Source organism: Pseudomonas sp. TWR1-1-3, from assembly GCF_049896805.1.
Classification (GTDB): domain Bacteria; phylum Pseudomonadota; class Gammaproteobacteria; order Pseudomonadales; family Pseudomonadaceae; genus Aquipseudomonas; species Aquipseudomonas bubulae.
In genome coordinates, this window is the sequence record NZ_JAFCUZ010000002.1 from 55,247 (window position 1) to 70,158 (window position 14,912).

The following is a 14,912-nucleotide window of genomic DNA, read 5'->3' on the forward strand; positions in this document are numbered from 1 at the left end:
GCCCTCAAGGCCTGATGCTGGCCAGCTCTCGGCAAACGCCGCCCTGAAACTGTGGGAGCGGGCTTGCTCGCGATGGTATCACCGCGATTGACCTGCCAGACCCTATCGCCTGCATCGCTGGCAAGCCAGCTCCCACAGGTTTTGTGGCGCCCTCAAGGCCTGATGCTGGCCAGCTCTCGGCAAACGCTGCCCTGAAACTGTGGGAGCGGGCTTGCTCGCGATGGTATCACCGCGATTGACCTGCCAGACCCTATCGCCTGCATCGCAGGCAAGCCAGCTCCCACAGGTTTTGTGGCGCCCTCAAGGCCTGATGCTGGCCAGCTCTCGGCAAACGCTGCCCTGAAACTGTGGGAGCGGGCTTGCTCGCGATGGCATCACCGCGATTGACCTGCCAGACCCTATCGCCTGTATCGCAGGCAAGCCAGCTCCCACAGAGGATCAGGTTAAGCTGCTGTCGATCACCAGCACCAGCTTGCCCGACACCTGGTTGCTGGCCAGTTCGGCAAACGCTGCCTGCGCGTCCTCAATCGGGAAGGTCTTGGCCAGTTGCGGACTCAGGCGACCTTCGGTAAACAATGGCCATACCTGCTGCCCCAGATCACTGAGCAAATCCGCCTTGAACTGATCGCTGCGGCTGCGCAGGGTCGAGCCCAGCAACTGAATACGCTTGCCCAGGACCAGCGCCAGATCCAGCTCGGCCTTGCGCCCGCCCATCAGGCCAATCAACACCCAGCGCCCGTCCTGGGCCAGCAGTTTGAGGTTGGATTCGGCATAGTTGGCCCCCACAGGGTCCAGCACCACGTCGAAAGGCCCCAGCGCCTTGAGACTGTCCAGCCCCTCGGTACGCACCACGCCACCCTGGGCACCCAGCGCCTGGCAGTAAGCCAGGCGCTCGGCCGAGCCCACGCTCACCCAGCACGGGCTACCAAAGGCTTTGCACAGCTGAATGGCCGCTGAACCAACACCACTTGCCCCCGCGTGCAGCAATACTTTTTCGCCCGGCTTGAGCGCGGCCAGTTGAAACAGGTTCAGCCATGCCGTGCTGTACACCTCGGGCAATGCCGCAGCCTCCAGCAGCGACAAACCTTCAGGCACCGGCAGTGCATGACGGGCATCAACCACCACTTCCTCGGCCATGCCACCCCCGGCCAGCAAGGCACAGACGCGATCACCCACTTGCCAGGACGACCCTGGCCCTACTTCGCTGACCACACCTGAACACTCCAGGCCCAATACCTCACTGGCCCCCGGCGGCGGCGGATACAAGCCGGCGCTTTGCAACAGGTCTGCCCGATTGAGCCCGGCGGCGGCCACACGAATACGGATTTGCCCTACATCACAGGTGGGGCTTGGCTCTTCAACCCACTTCACTTGACCTTCAACGCCTTGCAATGCTTTCACAGTGCCTCCATAGTGAGTCTGGACTGAGCCCGGAGCTGTTGCACCGGGCTTTTTGCATTATGCGACCGGTCCTTGATGGAACCGGCGACTTCAAAGACGGCCTAATATGCGTTATCAATTGCCCCCGCGTCGAATCAGCATGAAGCATTTATTCCCTAGCACCGCACTTGCCCTATTCATTGGCCTAGGCGTTTTGCCGTTTTCGGCCAATACGTTCGCCGCTAACAGTTGGGATAACCTTCAGCCCGATCGTGATGAGGTAATTGCCAGTCTTAACGTTGTTGAGCTGCTCAAGCGCCATCATTACAGCAAGCCGCCACTGGATGATGCCCGCTCGGCAATCATCTATGACAGCTATCTGAAGCTGCTCGACCCTTCGCGCAGTTACTTTCTGGCCAGCGATATTGCCGAATTCGACAAATGGAAATTCCAGTTTGACGACTTCCTCAAAAGCGGCGATCTGAACCCCGGTTTCATTATCTACAAACGCTATCTGGATCGCGTCAAATCGCGCCTGGACTTTGCGCTTGCCGAGTTGAACAAGGGCGTTGATTCGCTGGACTTCAATGCCAAGGAAACCCTGGAGATCGACCGCAAGGACGCTCCATGGCTCAAGACCGAAGCCGAACTCAACAACCTGTGGCGCAAACGCATCAAGGATGAAGTCCTGCGTCTGAAAATCGCCGGCAAAGAGCCTGCGAAAATCCAGGAACTGTTGACCAAGCGCTACAAGAATCAATTGTCGCGCCTTGACCAGACCCGCAGCGAAGACATCTTCCAGGCGTATATCAACACCTTCGCCATGTCTTACGATCCGCACACCAACTATCTGTCGCCAGATAACGCGGAAAACTTCGATATCAATATGAGCCTGTCGCTGGAAGGCATAGGCGCCGTGTTGCAGAGCGATAACGACCAGGTAAAAATTGTCCGTCTGGTGCCGGCAGGCCCGGCCGATAAAACCAAGCAGGTCGCACCGGCCGACAAGATCATCGGCGTTGCCCAGGGCGACAAAGAGATGGTCGACGTGATCGGCTGGCGTCTGGATGAAGTGGTCAAGCTGATTCGTGGCCCTAAAGGCTCCGTGGTGCGCCTGGAAGTGATTCCGGCGAGCAACGCACCCAATGACCAGACCAGCAAGATCGTGTCCATCACCCGTGAAGCGGTGAAGCTTGAAGAGCAGGCGGCGAAAAAGTCGATCCTCAACCTCAAGCAGGATGGCAAGAACTACAAGCTGGGCGTGATTGAAATTCCGGCGTTCTACCTGGACTTCAAGGCGTTCCGTGCTGGCGACCCGAACTACAAGAGCACCACACGTGACGTTAAAAAACTGCTGACCGAGTTGCAGAAAGAAAAAGTCGATGGCGTGATTATCGACCTGCGCAACAACGGTGGCGGCTCGTTGCAGGAAGCCACCGAACTGACCAGCCTGTTTATCGACAAGGGCCCGACCGTGCTGGTGCGTAATGCAGACGGCAAGGTCGACGTGCTTGAAGACGAAAACCCGGGGGCGTTCTACAAAGGCCCTATGGCATTGCTGGTCAACCGCCTGTCGGCTTCGGCTTCGGAGATCTTCGCCGGTGCCATGCAGGACTACCACCGCGCGCTGATTATCGGCGGCCAGACGTTCGGCAAGGGCACGGTGCAAACCATCCAGCCGCTGAATCACGGTGAGCTGAAACTGACCCTGGCCAAGTTCTACCGGGTTTCCGGCCAGAGCACCCAGCATCAGGGCGTTCTGCCTGACGTCGCCTTCCCGTCGATTATCGACACCAAGGAAATCGGCGAAAGCGCACTGCCCGAAGCCATGCCGTGGGACACCATCCGTCCTGCGATCAAGCCAGCCGTCGACCCGTTCAAGCCTTATATCGACAAGCTCAAGGCCGAGCACGAAGCCCGGGTGGCCAAGGATGCCGAGTTCATCTTTATCCGTGACAAACTGGCCCTGGCCGAGAAGCTGATGGCCGAAAAGACCGTCAGCCTCAACGAAGCCGAGCGTCGCGCCCAGCACGCCGATATCGATGCCAAGCAGTTGGTGATGGAAAACGCCCGCCGCCAGGCCAAGGGCGAAGCGCCGCTCAAGGAAATGAAGAAAGAAGACGAAGATGCACTGCCGGTCGAGCCTGAAAAGACCAAGCCGGAAGATGACGCCTATCTGAGTGAAACCGGGCGGATTCTGCTGGACTACCTCAAGCTCACCTCACAGGTGGCCAAGAAGTAAGTCAGGCAGGTAAAAAAAGGGCGGCCCGCATGATGCGGGCCGCCCTTTTTATTGGCTAACGGTAAAGCCTGGCCATCTGCGGGTCAGCCATCAACCCCGGGCCACCCTGTTGATACAGCACCGCCAGCTTGTGCCCTGCCAGCGGGTGCCCGGCTTTTGCCGCCATCGTCCACCAGCGTGCAGCCTCGGCAGCGTCAGGCGTCTTGCTCAGCGTCCCTGCCAGGCTGAAAACGCCTACCTGGTAGGCTGCCTTGGCGTCACCACTGAGTGCCGCCAGACGCAACAAACGCACCCCCTCCTCCCTGGCGCCCATCCCTTGACCGCGAAAGGCCAGGATATGGCCGTAGAAACTTTGGGCACTGGTGCTGCCGAGGTTGGCCATGCGTGCGAACTGGCCCTCCATCCAGCGCCAGATACGCGGCTGACGGACACACCATGGCCAGTGAAACAACTTGCGCGCCAGCCAGTAACTCAGGCGCGCCTTGAGCCGCCAGAGCACTCAAGCCTCCTCGTGCTCGTAAACATACTCGAACACCCGCACCACCTCAGAGGCATGCCAGGACGCAGCGGCAATCCCGTCCGGCGGGCCGGGGAAACGCCCGAGGCGCTCCACGCATTCGAAAAAACCGGTACGTGGCAGACGGCTTGCACCCTGGCTGATCACCAGCGAACTGCGCAATGGCTGATCGGCCTTGGCATCCATCGCCGCCAGATGTTCAAGTGCGGCGGTGAGGGTCAACATGGCGGGGCTCGGCAATTGCAACCGTTCCAGTAATGCACGGTAAGTCAGCAAGTGGCGCTGTCGACGCGCCTGATCGAGTTCAGCCAACAACCCATCCCAGTGTTGACGACTGATGCGCACGTTCATGATGCTTCCCTCCAGCCTGCGATACCAAGCTCCCAGGCCAAGCTGCGACGGATAGCGAGGTCTGGCAGACGCTCGCCGGTTTCGATCATTCCCAGATATGACGGACTAATGCCTACCGTGCGTGCCAGCACCTCAAGGGCCAGGCCCTTGTTCTCGCGCAAGTGACGCAACTGATCGAGTCCGGGGTGCACCTGCTCGGGTGCCGGTGGCTGCAGATCCTTGTCAGGCTCGGCAGCTGGCTCCTGGACTCCAGCAGCCTTGAGCAGTGCCTGATAACTCTCCCATGAAAGAACGGCGTATTCAGGCTCACCATTACGCTTGATGATTTGAAGATCCATTACTAAACCCCGTCAGACTTTTTTCGTAAATCGAGTCAGAACTTTCCCTTTGAGCTTAATCCTATCAGCCGCGAAGGTCTCTGGGGTTTTCACTCAAAAGTGAATAATTTGTGAAAACAACCGAAAAAGCCGTCATTTGCTGAAAATGTTATCCACACAAATTGTGGATAACCTTGTGAACAGAGCTGTTTTTCAACCCTGAAAGGCCCGTCCCATAAGGGCTGTACTCAGATCGGGCATTTTTTACACACATAAAAAAACCCATAAATTCATTGACTTGGCAGTCAGCAACTACTAGCCAAGAGAACTTATGGGTATTGAAAATACTGCAGGACAAAGCCTACAGAAACAAAAGGTGGACTACATAAACGACAACGCCCCGTCGAGACGGGGCGTTGCCTGTACCAGAAGCTGCTTACTGGGCAGCGTCTTGTGCCGGTTTTGCAGGGTCTTTGATGCCCAGCAGCTCCAGGTCGAATACCAGCACCGAATTGGCCGGGATAGCCGGGCTCGGGCTTTGCGCGCCGTAAGCCAGTTCGCTAGGGATATACAGCTTGTACTTCTCGCCAACGTGCATCAGTTGCAGGCCTTCAACCCAACCCGGGATCACGCCGCTAACCGGCAGATCAATCGGGCTGCCGCGCTCAACCGAGCTGTCGAACACCTTGCCGTCGATCAGTTTGCCTTCGTAGTGAACAGTGACTACGTCGGTAGCTTTTGGCTGAGGGCCATCGGCTTTCTTGATAACTTCGTACTGCAAGCCGGAAGCGGTAGTGACAACACCGGCCTTCTTGCCATTTTCTTCGAGGAATTTTTTGCCTGCCGCAGAGGCTTCTTCACTCATTTTGGTCAGACGTTCTTCGGCACGTTTTTGCAGGGCTGCGAACGCTTCGATCAGTTCGTCATCCTTGAGCTTTTGCTCTTTTTTGCCGACGGCATCTTCGATGCCCTGGGCTACGGCCTTGGAATCCAGATCATCCATGCCTTCTTGAGCCAGGCTCTTGCCCATGTTCAGGCCAATGCCGTACGAGGCTTTTTGCGCCGGAGTTTTCAGCTCTACGCTGGTCTGCGAATCACAACCCGCCAGTACCAGGCTTACCAGGGCCACAGCTGCCGCCAACCGATGCTGTTTCATGCTATTTCCTTGTTCATGCGCCAAATGGGCAATCGAATAAAGCCGCGAGCTTATCAGGCGGCCGCGACCAATGGCTACCGGCATAAGAGAGGCAATTGGTGGATAAGTTCATGCATTAATAACAATTCATTTTAGCCGCAACTTTTGTTAACACATCGGTAAACCCGGCAATGCCCCCCCCTGCTCTCTTGATGCCTGACCGCAGCTGAGGCATAAGGCTGTAATTATTTTTACAAGGAGCGTTACTGTGCGTCTGTTTTACCGTGTTCTGCTGGGGCTGCTGGTGGCTGTAGCCATGGGCCTTGGCCTGGTGATCTATTTTGTTGCCAATCCAAAACTGCCGGCCTACCAGCCTGTGCAGCAACTGCACTACCTGGATCAGTGGAGTCCTGCTGAGCGCCAGACCTACTACTACACCCCCCAGGGCACTCAGGTTAAAGGCCTGCATTACGACTGGTTCAGCGCCCTGGAGCTGCCGTTTTCCAAACAACCCTTCGCGGCCCCCGAGTACCTGGCGCGCTTCGGCTTTCTGGTGGACCCCAAGCAGCAGGCCAGTGCTGCCAACCCGGGTAACCTGCCAGTAGGCTTTACCCGCCACCAGAACCCCGGCAGCAACGTGGAGTATCTGGATATCACCTGCGCGGCCTGCCACACCGGCGAATTGCGTTTCAAAGGCCAGGCGGTGCGCATTGACGGGGCTCCGGCACAGCATGTGCTGCCATCGAGCGTGCCAACCCTGCGCGGCGGCAGCTTCGGCCAGGCGCTGGTCGCCAGCCTCGCAGCGACCTACTACAACCCGTGGAAATTCGAACGATTCGCCCGCACCGTACTGGGCGATCAATATGATGCGCAGCACCAGCAACTGCGCAAGGACTTCAAGGCATCCCTGGACACCTTCCTTGGCGTGGCCTGGAACGATACCCATCGCGGCCTTTATCCGACACTCGAAGGCCCGGGCCGTACCGATGCCTTCGGCCGGATCGCCAACGCCAGTTTCGGCGACGCGATTTCCCCCGACAACTATCGCGTGGCCAATGCCCCGGTAGACTATCCGCATCTGTGGGACATGTGGACCTTCGACTGGGTGCAGTGGAACGGGTCAGCCAAGCAGCCGATGGCACGCAACATCGGTGAGGCGCTTGGCGTGGGCGCGACCCTGAACTTTTTCGACAAACATGGCCAACCCCTGCAGGGCGATGCCCGTTATCCGTCCAGTGTTCGCGTCAACGATCTGCACCTGATCGAAGAAACCCTGCAAAAGCTCAAACCACCGGTCTGGCCTGAAGCGCTGTTCGGTAAAATTGACCGCCCACTGGCGGCCAAGGGTCGAACCCTGTTCAGCGAAAACTGCGCCGGTTGCCATGTACCGCCTGAAGTCGAAGAAAACGGGCGGATGGTCAAGCAACTCAAGTTGCTGCCTGTGGAAGTGATCGGTACCGACCCCAATACCGCCAATAATATCGCCGACAACCGCTACGACCTCAGTGCGCTGCAATGGGACGCAGAGGAGCTGGCCAGGATGAACGTCGACCTGTACCCCAGGACCGACGCACCTCTGGACATGAGCAAGCTGTCTGTAGCCAAGGGCCTGGCCTATGTCACCGCCTTTGTTGAAAAGCGTGCCTATCACGATGCCAATATCGGCCCCGAAGAACAGGATCGCCTCAACGGCTTTGGCTTGCCGATCGGCGTATTGGAGGTGCGTGCCTACAAGGCGCGGCCGCTGGACGGGATCTGGGCCACAGCACCCTTCCTGCACAATGGTTCGGTGCCTACGGTGTACCAATTGCTCTCGCCTCAGGCCGAGCGTGATCAGACCTTTTATCGCGGCAGTTTTGAATATGACCCGCGCCACCTGGGCTATCGCACCGAGGCCTTTGACGGCGGTTTTGTACTCGACACCCGCATCAGCGGCAACCACAACAGCGGTCACGAGTTCCGCGCCGGCCCTCGCGGCAACGGGGTCATCGGGCGCCTGCTGCAACCCGAAGAACGCTGGGCATTGCTGGAGTACCTGAAAGTGCTCGGCGGCCCTCTCGAGCAGGAATTGCCACAGCCATGAAAGATCTCCGTCATCTGAAAAAAATCGCTAAAAGGATGTTTGCATGCTGACCACTTTCTGGCTTCGACTCGGCAAATGGCTGGGCAAGCTGCTTTTACTGCTCGTTGCCCTGGGCTTACTCGGTTGGGCGCTGGCCTCCGGCTGGTACGCCTGGCAACATCGCGGGCCGGTTTCGGCGCGCGAGCAGATCCCGGACGGTGAAGCCGCCATGACCCGGGACACCATCCAGACCGCAATCCGCATCGTAGACCAGCACCGCGAAAACACCCGCTACTTGCGCGATGCCCATGCCAAGGCCCACGGCTGCGTCAAGGCCGAAGTCGAGGTACTAGCCGACCTCGACCCGGCGCTGCGCCAGGGTGTGTTTGCCACGCCGGGCAAAACCTGGCAAGCGGTGATGCGCCTGTCCAATGGCAACGCCTACCCACAGTTCGACAGCATTCGCGATGCCCGCGGCATGGCCATCAAGTTGCAGGACGTGCCCGGCACTCAACTGATGCCAGGCCAGCAAGGGCGCACCGAGCAGGACTTTGTGATGTTCAACCATCCCAATTTCTTTGTCAGCGATGTCGCTGAATACCGCCAGAACATCGGCGCGCAGGCTGATGGCAAAAAGGTCCTGGCGTTTTTCCCGTCCTGGGACCCGCGCAGCTGGCAAGTCCGTCATCTGTTTATCGCCCTGGCTACCCTGGCACCCGCCCCTGCCAGCCCAACACAAACGACATATTTTTCTGTGTCGCCCTACAAGTTCGGCACAGCCAATGCCAAGTACCGCGTAGCCCCTGACCCCGACAGTTGCCCGGCTTACAGCCTGCCCAAGCAGAATGAGGCGCTGCCCAATTTTTTGCGTAACGCCTTGAACCAGCAACTGTCAACGGATCGGGTGCCCGCCTGCTTCGTGCTGCAGATCCAGCGTCAGGACGCCAATCGTTTTATGCCGATCGAAGACACCAGCATCGAGTGGAAAGAATCGGACGCGCCCTTTGAAACCGTCGCACGGGTCAAGGTGCCAGCTCAGGACTTTGACACGCCAGGCCAGAATCTGGCTTGTGACAACCTGTCGTTCAGCCCATGGCATGGCATTGAGGAACACCGGCCGATTGGCGGGATCAACCGCCTGCGCAAGGCGGTGTATGACGCGGTCAGCGACTACCGCCACGCACGCAACGCCGAGCAGCAATAACCCGCTCATTCGACAACGGGTGCGAACCAAATGTGGGAGCGGGCTTGCTCGCGATGCAGACGGCGCGATCCTTGAATCAGATCGCGTCGATGCCATCGCGGGCAAGCCCGCTCCCACAGGGGTAGTTCAGGGCCGGCGAATCAGTGAACCGGCAATTCCACGCCTTCAAACAGCTCTTCCAGCTCTTGCTTGTTGTGGCAGGCAATCGCTTTGGCCATCACTTCACGGGTGAGGTGCGGGGCAAATTTTTCGATAAAGTCGCACATGAATCCGCGCAGGAAAGTGCCACGACGGAAACCGATTTTGGTGATGCTGGACTCGAACAGCTCGCTGGCATCAAGGACCACCAGATCTTTATCCAGATTGGTGTCGACGGCCATTTTGGCCACGATGCCAACACCCAGGCCCAAACGCACATAGGTTTTGATCACGTCGGCGTCGGCAGCGGTAAATACCACTTTAGGGGTCAGGCCACGATGGCTGAACGCCTCGTCGAGCTTGGAGCGACCGGTAAAGCCGAACACATAGGTCACGATCGGGTATTCGGCCAGCGCTTCGAGGGTCAGCTTTGGCAGTTTGGTCAGCGGGTGACCCTGAGGCACCACGACGCAGCGATTCCAGCGGTAGCACGGCATCATCACCAGGTCGCCGAACAGCTCAAGGGCTTCAGTGGCAATGGCAAAATCGACAGTGCCATCGGCGGCCATCTCGGCGATCTGCATGGGCGAACCCTGGTGCATATGCAGGGCTACGTCCGGATACTGCTTGATAAAGTTGCTGATCACCGGCGGCAATGCATAACGCGCCTGGGTGTGGGTGGTGGCAATCGACAGCGTACCCTTTTTCTCGTTGGAGAATTCCTGGGCGATCTGCTTGATGCTTTCGACCTTGCGCAGGATCTCGCCAGCGGTCGTGATGATGCGCTCGCCAGCCGGAGTGACGCGAGTCAGATGTTTGCCGCTGCGGGCAAACACCTCGACGCCCAGTTCGTCTTCAAGCAGGCGGATCTGTTTGCTGATACCCGGCTGTGAGGTGTAAAGACTCTGCGCGGTGGCCGAAACGTTGAGGTCGTGGTGCGCCACTTCCCAGATGTAGCGCAATTGTTGAAGCTTCATATGCATCCCTCAAAGCTGATAGGCGCCAAGGCATCGGCGGCGATATATAACTATATGGAAGGTTGGAATAAGAAATCTAGAACTTTTTTATCATTTTTATTGATTCATCAGCCTTACACATCAGCACTGCGCCGGCGCTGCATCAGGGGCACCAGATACACCGGTATCTTGGCCAGCTCGATAACTCGGGCGGCCGTACGCCCCAAATGCGATTCGCCCCCCGAGGGCTGGGCATGACTGCCCAGTATGAGCAGGTCTACTGAAAGCTTTTGCGACTGCTCCAGAATGACGTGTGAAGGCTCCCCTTGAATAACCTTGACCGATCGAATCAAGGCCAGTTCCTGTTCCCATCCCGCCAACTCTTCGCGAAGACTCTCCAATACCCGCAACTCGATATTGGAAAGCATTGTGCTCATGCCCTGCTGGTGCAGCTCGCTCAACGCCTGCTCATCGAGATAGCTCTGCAGTACCGACTCGGCAAACAGGCCCATGGGCTCGACCACATGCAACACAAACAGATCGGCGCTGAAACTGCGGGCCATTCCAAGCGCATGCTGCATCACAACGGGCGCGTAAATGCCGAGGTCAGTGGCGTACAGGATTGAGCGAATCATGCGACCTTCCCGACAGCGTCAATATACGAAGTAAGTTGAGCTTAGCAGCGTCGGGACAAGTGCGATGCTCCGCTCGGCAACTCGCCGGCAATGCTTATTCGGGGGCAAAATCCCTGGATTCATTGCTGATGCCGTGAGGCACATGGCCGGTCGCCACCACCTGGCGCGCCCTCTCGCAATGACCGGCCTGGTCATCAAAAAATACATCCGCAGCAAAGGCTTCGAGAAAGGCCGATTTATCCAGCCCGCCCAGAAAAAGCGATTCATCCAGACGAATGTCCCAGTCACGCAACGTGCGGATCACCCGTTCATGGGCAGGCGCCGAACGGGCAGTGACCAGCGCAGTGCGAATCGGGCAGTTGTCATCGGGGAACTCACGTTGCAACAGGTTTAAAGCCTCCAGAAAGCCCTTGAAGGGCCCGCCCCGCAGCGGATTGCGCGCAGATTCGCGCTCAAGGGACTGAAATGCCTCCAGACCTCCAGACTGGAAAACCCGCTCCGACTCGTCGGAAAACAGCACCGCATCACCGTCAAAGGCAATCCGCAGTTCATTGCTTTCGGCACGCAGTGAGCCACCCGAGAGAATGGTTGCGGCTGCAAAACCCGCATCCAGGGCACTGCGCACATCCTCGGCATGGGTCGACAAAAACAGATCACAACCAAAAGCATTGAGATAGGGATGGGGGTTGCGCCCGCCCGAGAACGCAGCCCGGGAAATATTCAGGCCGTAATGCTGGATCGAATTGAACACCCGCAGCCCGGTATCGGCGCTGTTACGCGAGACCAGCACCACCTCGACCCGCTCCCGGCCAAGGCTGGCATTAAAGCTCAGGAGCTTCTTGACCAGCGCAAAGGCATCCCCCGGGGCCAGTACTTCATCTTCATGTTCGATCTGGTATTGCCGGTACGCCTCGATCCCCTGGGCCAGGTACACCTGATGGCTATCGCTCAAGTCGAACAGGGCCCGAGAAGAAATGGCCAGCACCAGCTTGCCCTTTAAGCCTTTGCTCATATCGCCTCCACAGCACTAAAGCGGGTTCAAACGTTGCTTCACGGTAGCTCGTCAGGTTCAAGCATCAAGGCCAGCCGAACATGATGTGCCAGCTCACCTTCGCTCAGGCGCGATTTCAACTCACCGTAAAAGGCCCCGTTGTGCACCACAAACAGGCTAGGCAGATGGAAAATTTCGTAGCGCTCGACCAACCCGCCGTTGTTGCCGGCATCAATCCAGCACAACCGTTCAACGGGCAATTGCATGCCGGGCAGCATGCGCCGGGCCACCCGGCACGCCGAACAGCCCGCACCGGTAAAGATGACCAGCGAGGTGCCGGGAAGTGCCAGCAGTAGCTGGTCGGCATCAAAGTCAGTCAGTTCCATCGCAGTCACTATACTCATAAGACAATACTAATTTAATGGCACCTGGAGTCCGAATTCATGGGTCGTTTTTTACCTCACCCAGATGATATTCCCGTTGAGATAACGCTACGCAACCAACCTTCACTGCCGCGCCAGAAGCTGCACTCTATCAGCCTCGGCGGCGTGGCATGCAACAGCGACAGAAGCTGGCGATGCGGCACCGCCGTTGATATGTCCATGCCTACCCTGGGGGAAAACGCACGTTATCCGGGCTATATAGCCTGGTGCGAAAAGCGCAAGGAGGGTTACCGCATCGGCGTTGCCTTGATTGATGAACAAACCCTGTTTGGCGCGCGAATGGGCGAACAGGTCTGTCAGATAGAACACTTCTCACGCCTGCAGCAGCAACAAAGCCCCTGCCCCCAGGACCTGCAAGCCCTGGCTCTGGAATGGGTCACTCATCACGCCGTGGAGTTCTCGCAAGCCACCATGGACCACGCAATGGCGCAGGCCGTGCTGGATTAAAGCTGTACCTGCCCATTGTCGACCTACCGGATAACGCGTTAAGGTTCGGCTCCCCGATGCGCTCAATCAAGCTGTGCTCCGCCGCACGGGGATCGCTGGCGGCCGGCACCCGTGACCTGACGAGTAACACGATGGCTGATTTACCGATCGACGACCTAAACGTTGCCTCCAACGAAACCCTGATCACCCCTGAACAGCTCAAACGCGAGATTCCTCTCAGCGAAACAGCGCTGCGGACCGTGACCAAAGGGCGCGAGGTGATTCGCAACATCCTGGATGGCACTGACCATCGACTGTTCGTTGTCATCGGGCCTTGCTCGATTCACGATCTCAAGGCTGCCCATGAATACGCCGAGCGCCTGAAGGTGCTTGCGGCTGAAGTCAGCGACACGCTGTATCTGGTCATGCGGGTTTATTTCGAAAAGCCCCGTACCACCGTGGGCTGGAAAGGCCTTATCAACGACCCGTATCTGGACGACTCGTTCAAGATCCAGGACGGTCTGCATATTGGTCGCAAGCTGCTGCTGGACCTGGCCGAAATGGGCCTGCCAACCGCAACTGAAGCCCTCGACCCGATTTCCCCGCAGTACTTGCAGGACCTCATCAGCTGGTCGGCCATCGGCGCACGCACCACTGAGTCCCAGACTCACCGTGAAATGGCGTCCGGCCTGTCTTCGGCCGTAGGCTTCAAGAACGGTACCGATGGCGGCCTGACGGTTGCGATCAATGCCTTGCAGTCGGTTTCAAGCCCGCATCGTTTCCTGGGTATCAACCAGGAAGGCGGCGTGTCGATCGTCACCACCAAGGGCAATGCCTACGGTCATGTGGTATTGCGCGGCGGCAACGGCAAACCGAACTATGACTCCGTCAGCGTTGCGCTCTGCGAGCAGGCACTGACCAAGGCCAGGATCACCCCGAACATCATGGTCGATTGCAGCCACGCCAATTCCAACAAAGACCCGGCCCTGCAGCCGCTGGTCATGGAAAACGTGGCCAACCAGATCGTCGAGGGCAACCAGTCGATTATCGGCCTGATGGTTGAGAGTCACTTGAACTGGGGCTGCCAGGCAATTCCTAAAAACCTTGAAGACTTGCAGTACGGCGTGTCGATCACTGATGCCTGCATCGACTGGTCGGCTACCGAGACCACCTTGCGCAGCATGCATGCCAAGCTCAAGGATGTGTTGCCAAAGCGCACCCGCGGCTAACAGCCCATGTGGGAGCGGGCTTGCTCGCTCCCACAATAGTTTGGCGTCAGTTCCGCACGGTTGCAGACGCACACAAAAACGCCGGGCATGCCCGGCGTTTTTGTGTGCGTGTTCTTCAGGTATTGGCCTGAGGGCGCTTGTGGCGTTCCATATAGCGCTCAACGTATGAACACGAGGGAATCACCTCATAGCCCATCTTGTCTGCGTAATCGAGCGCCTGCTCCGTCAAGGCTGCCGCAATACCCCGACCACGCAGGGCGTTAGGCACAAACGTGCGATAGATATCCAGAGTCTGCTTGCCCAGATCCATGTAGGTCAGGTAAGCACGATGACCGTCGACAGTGGTCTCAAACTGGTGACCTGCCTGGTCATGGTGGATAGACAACGCCTCGCTCATCATTGCTCCTCGCGGGTCTTGTAGTGTGACCCCTACCTTACTGATGTTTTTCCGCCGAGGGAACTACTACGCCATCACGCACGCGCTGCCAGCCCGGGATGTGCCGGCAGGCCTGATTAGAGAGTAGCCACTCTAGTGCAAATGTTCACTTCCCGGGGCAGCCAGTTGTCAGCAGATCAGGCCCGCCCCAACGTTTCGCCGGCCCGACATCCTTGACCCGGCCCTGAACATTTTCCGGAAGGTTGAGGCTATGACGTACAACCGCACTTAAAGTCACGCTGCGCCATCACTCTGATGCCACTTCGTGCACTCCAAACTGACTGTTTTACAAACACAATCTGTTAAAGCTAGCCTACCGAGATTGCCAGCCAATTATTTTTTTTGGTTCTTGCGCTAGGTCATTTTACTTACTACAAGTAATGGGTACTATGTACGCCGGCTGTTTCCTCACTTTGAAGGAACAGCTTCAATTAGAAAGTCCTTGAAGGG

At 57.9% G+C, this 14,912-nt stretch carries 15 protein-coding genes; 5 read left to right on the forward strand and 10 right to left on the reverse strand.

Features of this window, described 5'->3' with window-relative positions; all coding sequences use genetic code 11:
- Positions 1-438: 438 nt before the first annotated feature.
- Entirely contained in the window at positions 439-1,401 is a 963-nt protein-coding gene (locus ACP7BE_RS07675; protein WP_095002136.1) for an NAD(P)H-quinone oxidoreductase, read from the reverse strand.
- Positions 1,402-1,540: 139 nt separating this feature from the next.
- Here ACP7BE_RS07675 and ACP7BE_RS07680 point away from each other — a divergent pair, with 139 nt between their 5' ends.
- Positions 1,541-3,622 (forward strand): carboxy terminal-processing peptidase, encoded by a 2,082-nt coding sequence (locus ACP7BE_RS07680; protein ID WP_169916690.1) that lies wholly within the window; start codon positions 1,541-1,543, stop codon positions 3,620-3,622.
- Between the two features lie 55 nt (positions 3,623-3,677).
- Here the strand turns inward: ACP7BE_RS07680 and ACP7BE_RS07685 are convergent, their stop codons facing one another.
- The 4 genes from ACP7BE_RS07685 to ACP7BE_RS07700 form a co-directional block, all read right to left on the reverse strand.
- Entirely contained in the window at positions 3,678-4,121 is a 444-nt protein-coding gene (locus tag ACP7BE_RS07685) for a tetratricopeptide repeat protein (RefSeq protein ID WP_095019105.1), read from the reverse strand.
- Complete coding sequence (locus ACP7BE_RS07690) at positions 4,122-4,490, reverse strand: hypothetical protein (protein ID WP_095002139.1); 369 nt, start codon at positions 4,488-4,490, stop codon at positions 4,122-4,124.
- Positions 4,487-4,828 carry a helix-turn-helix domain-containing protein gene (locus ACP7BE_RS07695; RefSeq protein WP_095002140.1) on the reverse strand — a complete coding sequence of 114 codons (342 nt, stop codon included), beginning with the start codon at positions 4,826-4,828 and terminating at the stop codon, positions 4,487-4,489. Before ACP7BE_RS07695 ends, ACP7BE_RS07690 begins: the two co-directional genes overlap by 4 nt.
- Positions 4,829-5,243: 415 nt before the next feature.
- Positions 5,244-5,963: an FKBP-type peptidyl-prolyl cis-trans isomerase gene (locus ACP7BE_RS07700; protein WP_095002141.1), complete on the reverse strand. Its 720-nt coding sequence runs from the start codon at positions 5,961-5,963 to the stop codon at positions 5,244-5,246.
- A gap of 247 nt (positions 5,964-6,210) precedes the next feature.
- Here ACP7BE_RS07700 and ACP7BE_RS07705 point away from each other — a divergent pair, with 247 nt between their 5' ends.
- Together ACP7BE_RS07705 and ACP7BE_RS07710 are read left to right on the forward strand one after the other, a co-directional pair.
- A complete protein-coding gene (locus ACP7BE_RS07705; RefSeq protein ID WP_095002142.1) occupies positions 6,211-8,025 on the forward strand; it encodes a di-heme-cytochrome C peroxidase in 1,815 nt (604 codons plus the stop codon).
- 43 nt (positions 8,026-8,068) lie between these two features.
- A complete protein-coding gene (locus ACP7BE_RS07710; RefSeq protein ID WP_095002143.1) occupies positions 8,069-9,208 on the forward strand; it encodes a catalase family protein in 1,140 nt (379 codons plus the stop codon).
- 140 nt (positions 9,209-9,348) lie between these two features.
- Here ACP7BE_RS07710 and cysB read toward each other — a convergent pair whose 3' ends face one another.
- The 4 genes from cysB to ACP7BE_RS07730 form a co-directional block, all read right to left on the reverse strand.
- On the reverse strand, positions 9,349-10,323 hold the full coding sequence (gene cysB, locus ACP7BE_RS07715; RefSeq protein WP_016780131.1) for an HTH-type transcriptional regulator CysB: 975 nt from the start codon (positions 10,321-10,323) through the stop codon (positions 9,349-9,351).
- 113 nt (positions 10,324-10,436) lie between these two features.
- The gene (locus ACP7BE_RS07720; protein ID WP_095002144.1) at positions 10,437-10,937 is read right to left on the reverse strand and encodes a universal stress protein; all 501 of its coding nucleotides are present in this window, start codon (positions 10,935-10,937) and stop codon (positions 10,437-10,439) included.
- Positions 10,938-11,031: 94 nt separating this feature from the next.
- Positions 11,032-11,949, reverse strand: coding sequence for a 5'-nucleotidase (locus ACP7BE_RS07725; RefSeq protein WP_095002145.1), 918 nt, complete (start codon positions 11,947-11,949; stop codon positions 11,032-11,034).
- 38 nt (positions 11,950-11,987) lie between these two features.
- Positions 11,988-12,314 carry a thioredoxin gene (locus tag ACP7BE_RS07730; RefSeq protein ID WP_095002146.1) on the reverse strand — a complete coding sequence of 109 codons (327 nt, stop codon included), beginning with the start codon at positions 12,312-12,314 and terminating at the stop codon, positions 11,988-11,990.
- Positions 12,315-12,371: 57 nt separating this feature from the next.
- Between ACP7BE_RS07730 and ACP7BE_RS07735 the strand changes: the two genes are divergently transcribed.
- Positions 12,372-12,818: a PilZ domain-containing protein gene (locus tag ACP7BE_RS07735; RefSeq protein ID WP_095002147.1), complete on the forward strand. Its 447-nt coding sequence runs from the start codon at positions 12,372-12,374 to the stop codon at positions 12,816-12,818.
- A 131-nt stretch (positions 12,819-12,949) separates the two neighbouring features.
- The gene (locus tag ACP7BE_RS07740; protein ID WP_095002271.1) at positions 12,950-14,026 is read left to right on the forward strand and encodes a 3-deoxy-7-phosphoheptulonate synthase; all 1,077 of its coding nucleotides are present in this window, start codon (positions 12,950-12,952) and stop codon (positions 14,024-14,026) included.
- Positions 14,027-14,141: 115 nt separating this feature from the next.
- Here the strand turns inward: ACP7BE_RS07740 and ACP7BE_RS07745 are convergent, their stop codons facing one another.
- Positions 14,142-14,423, reverse strand: coding sequence for a GNAT family N-acetyltransferase (locus tag ACP7BE_RS07745; protein WP_019827604.1), 282 nt, complete (start codon positions 14,421-14,423; stop codon positions 14,142-14,144).
- Positions 14,424-14,912 lie beyond the last annotated feature (489 nt).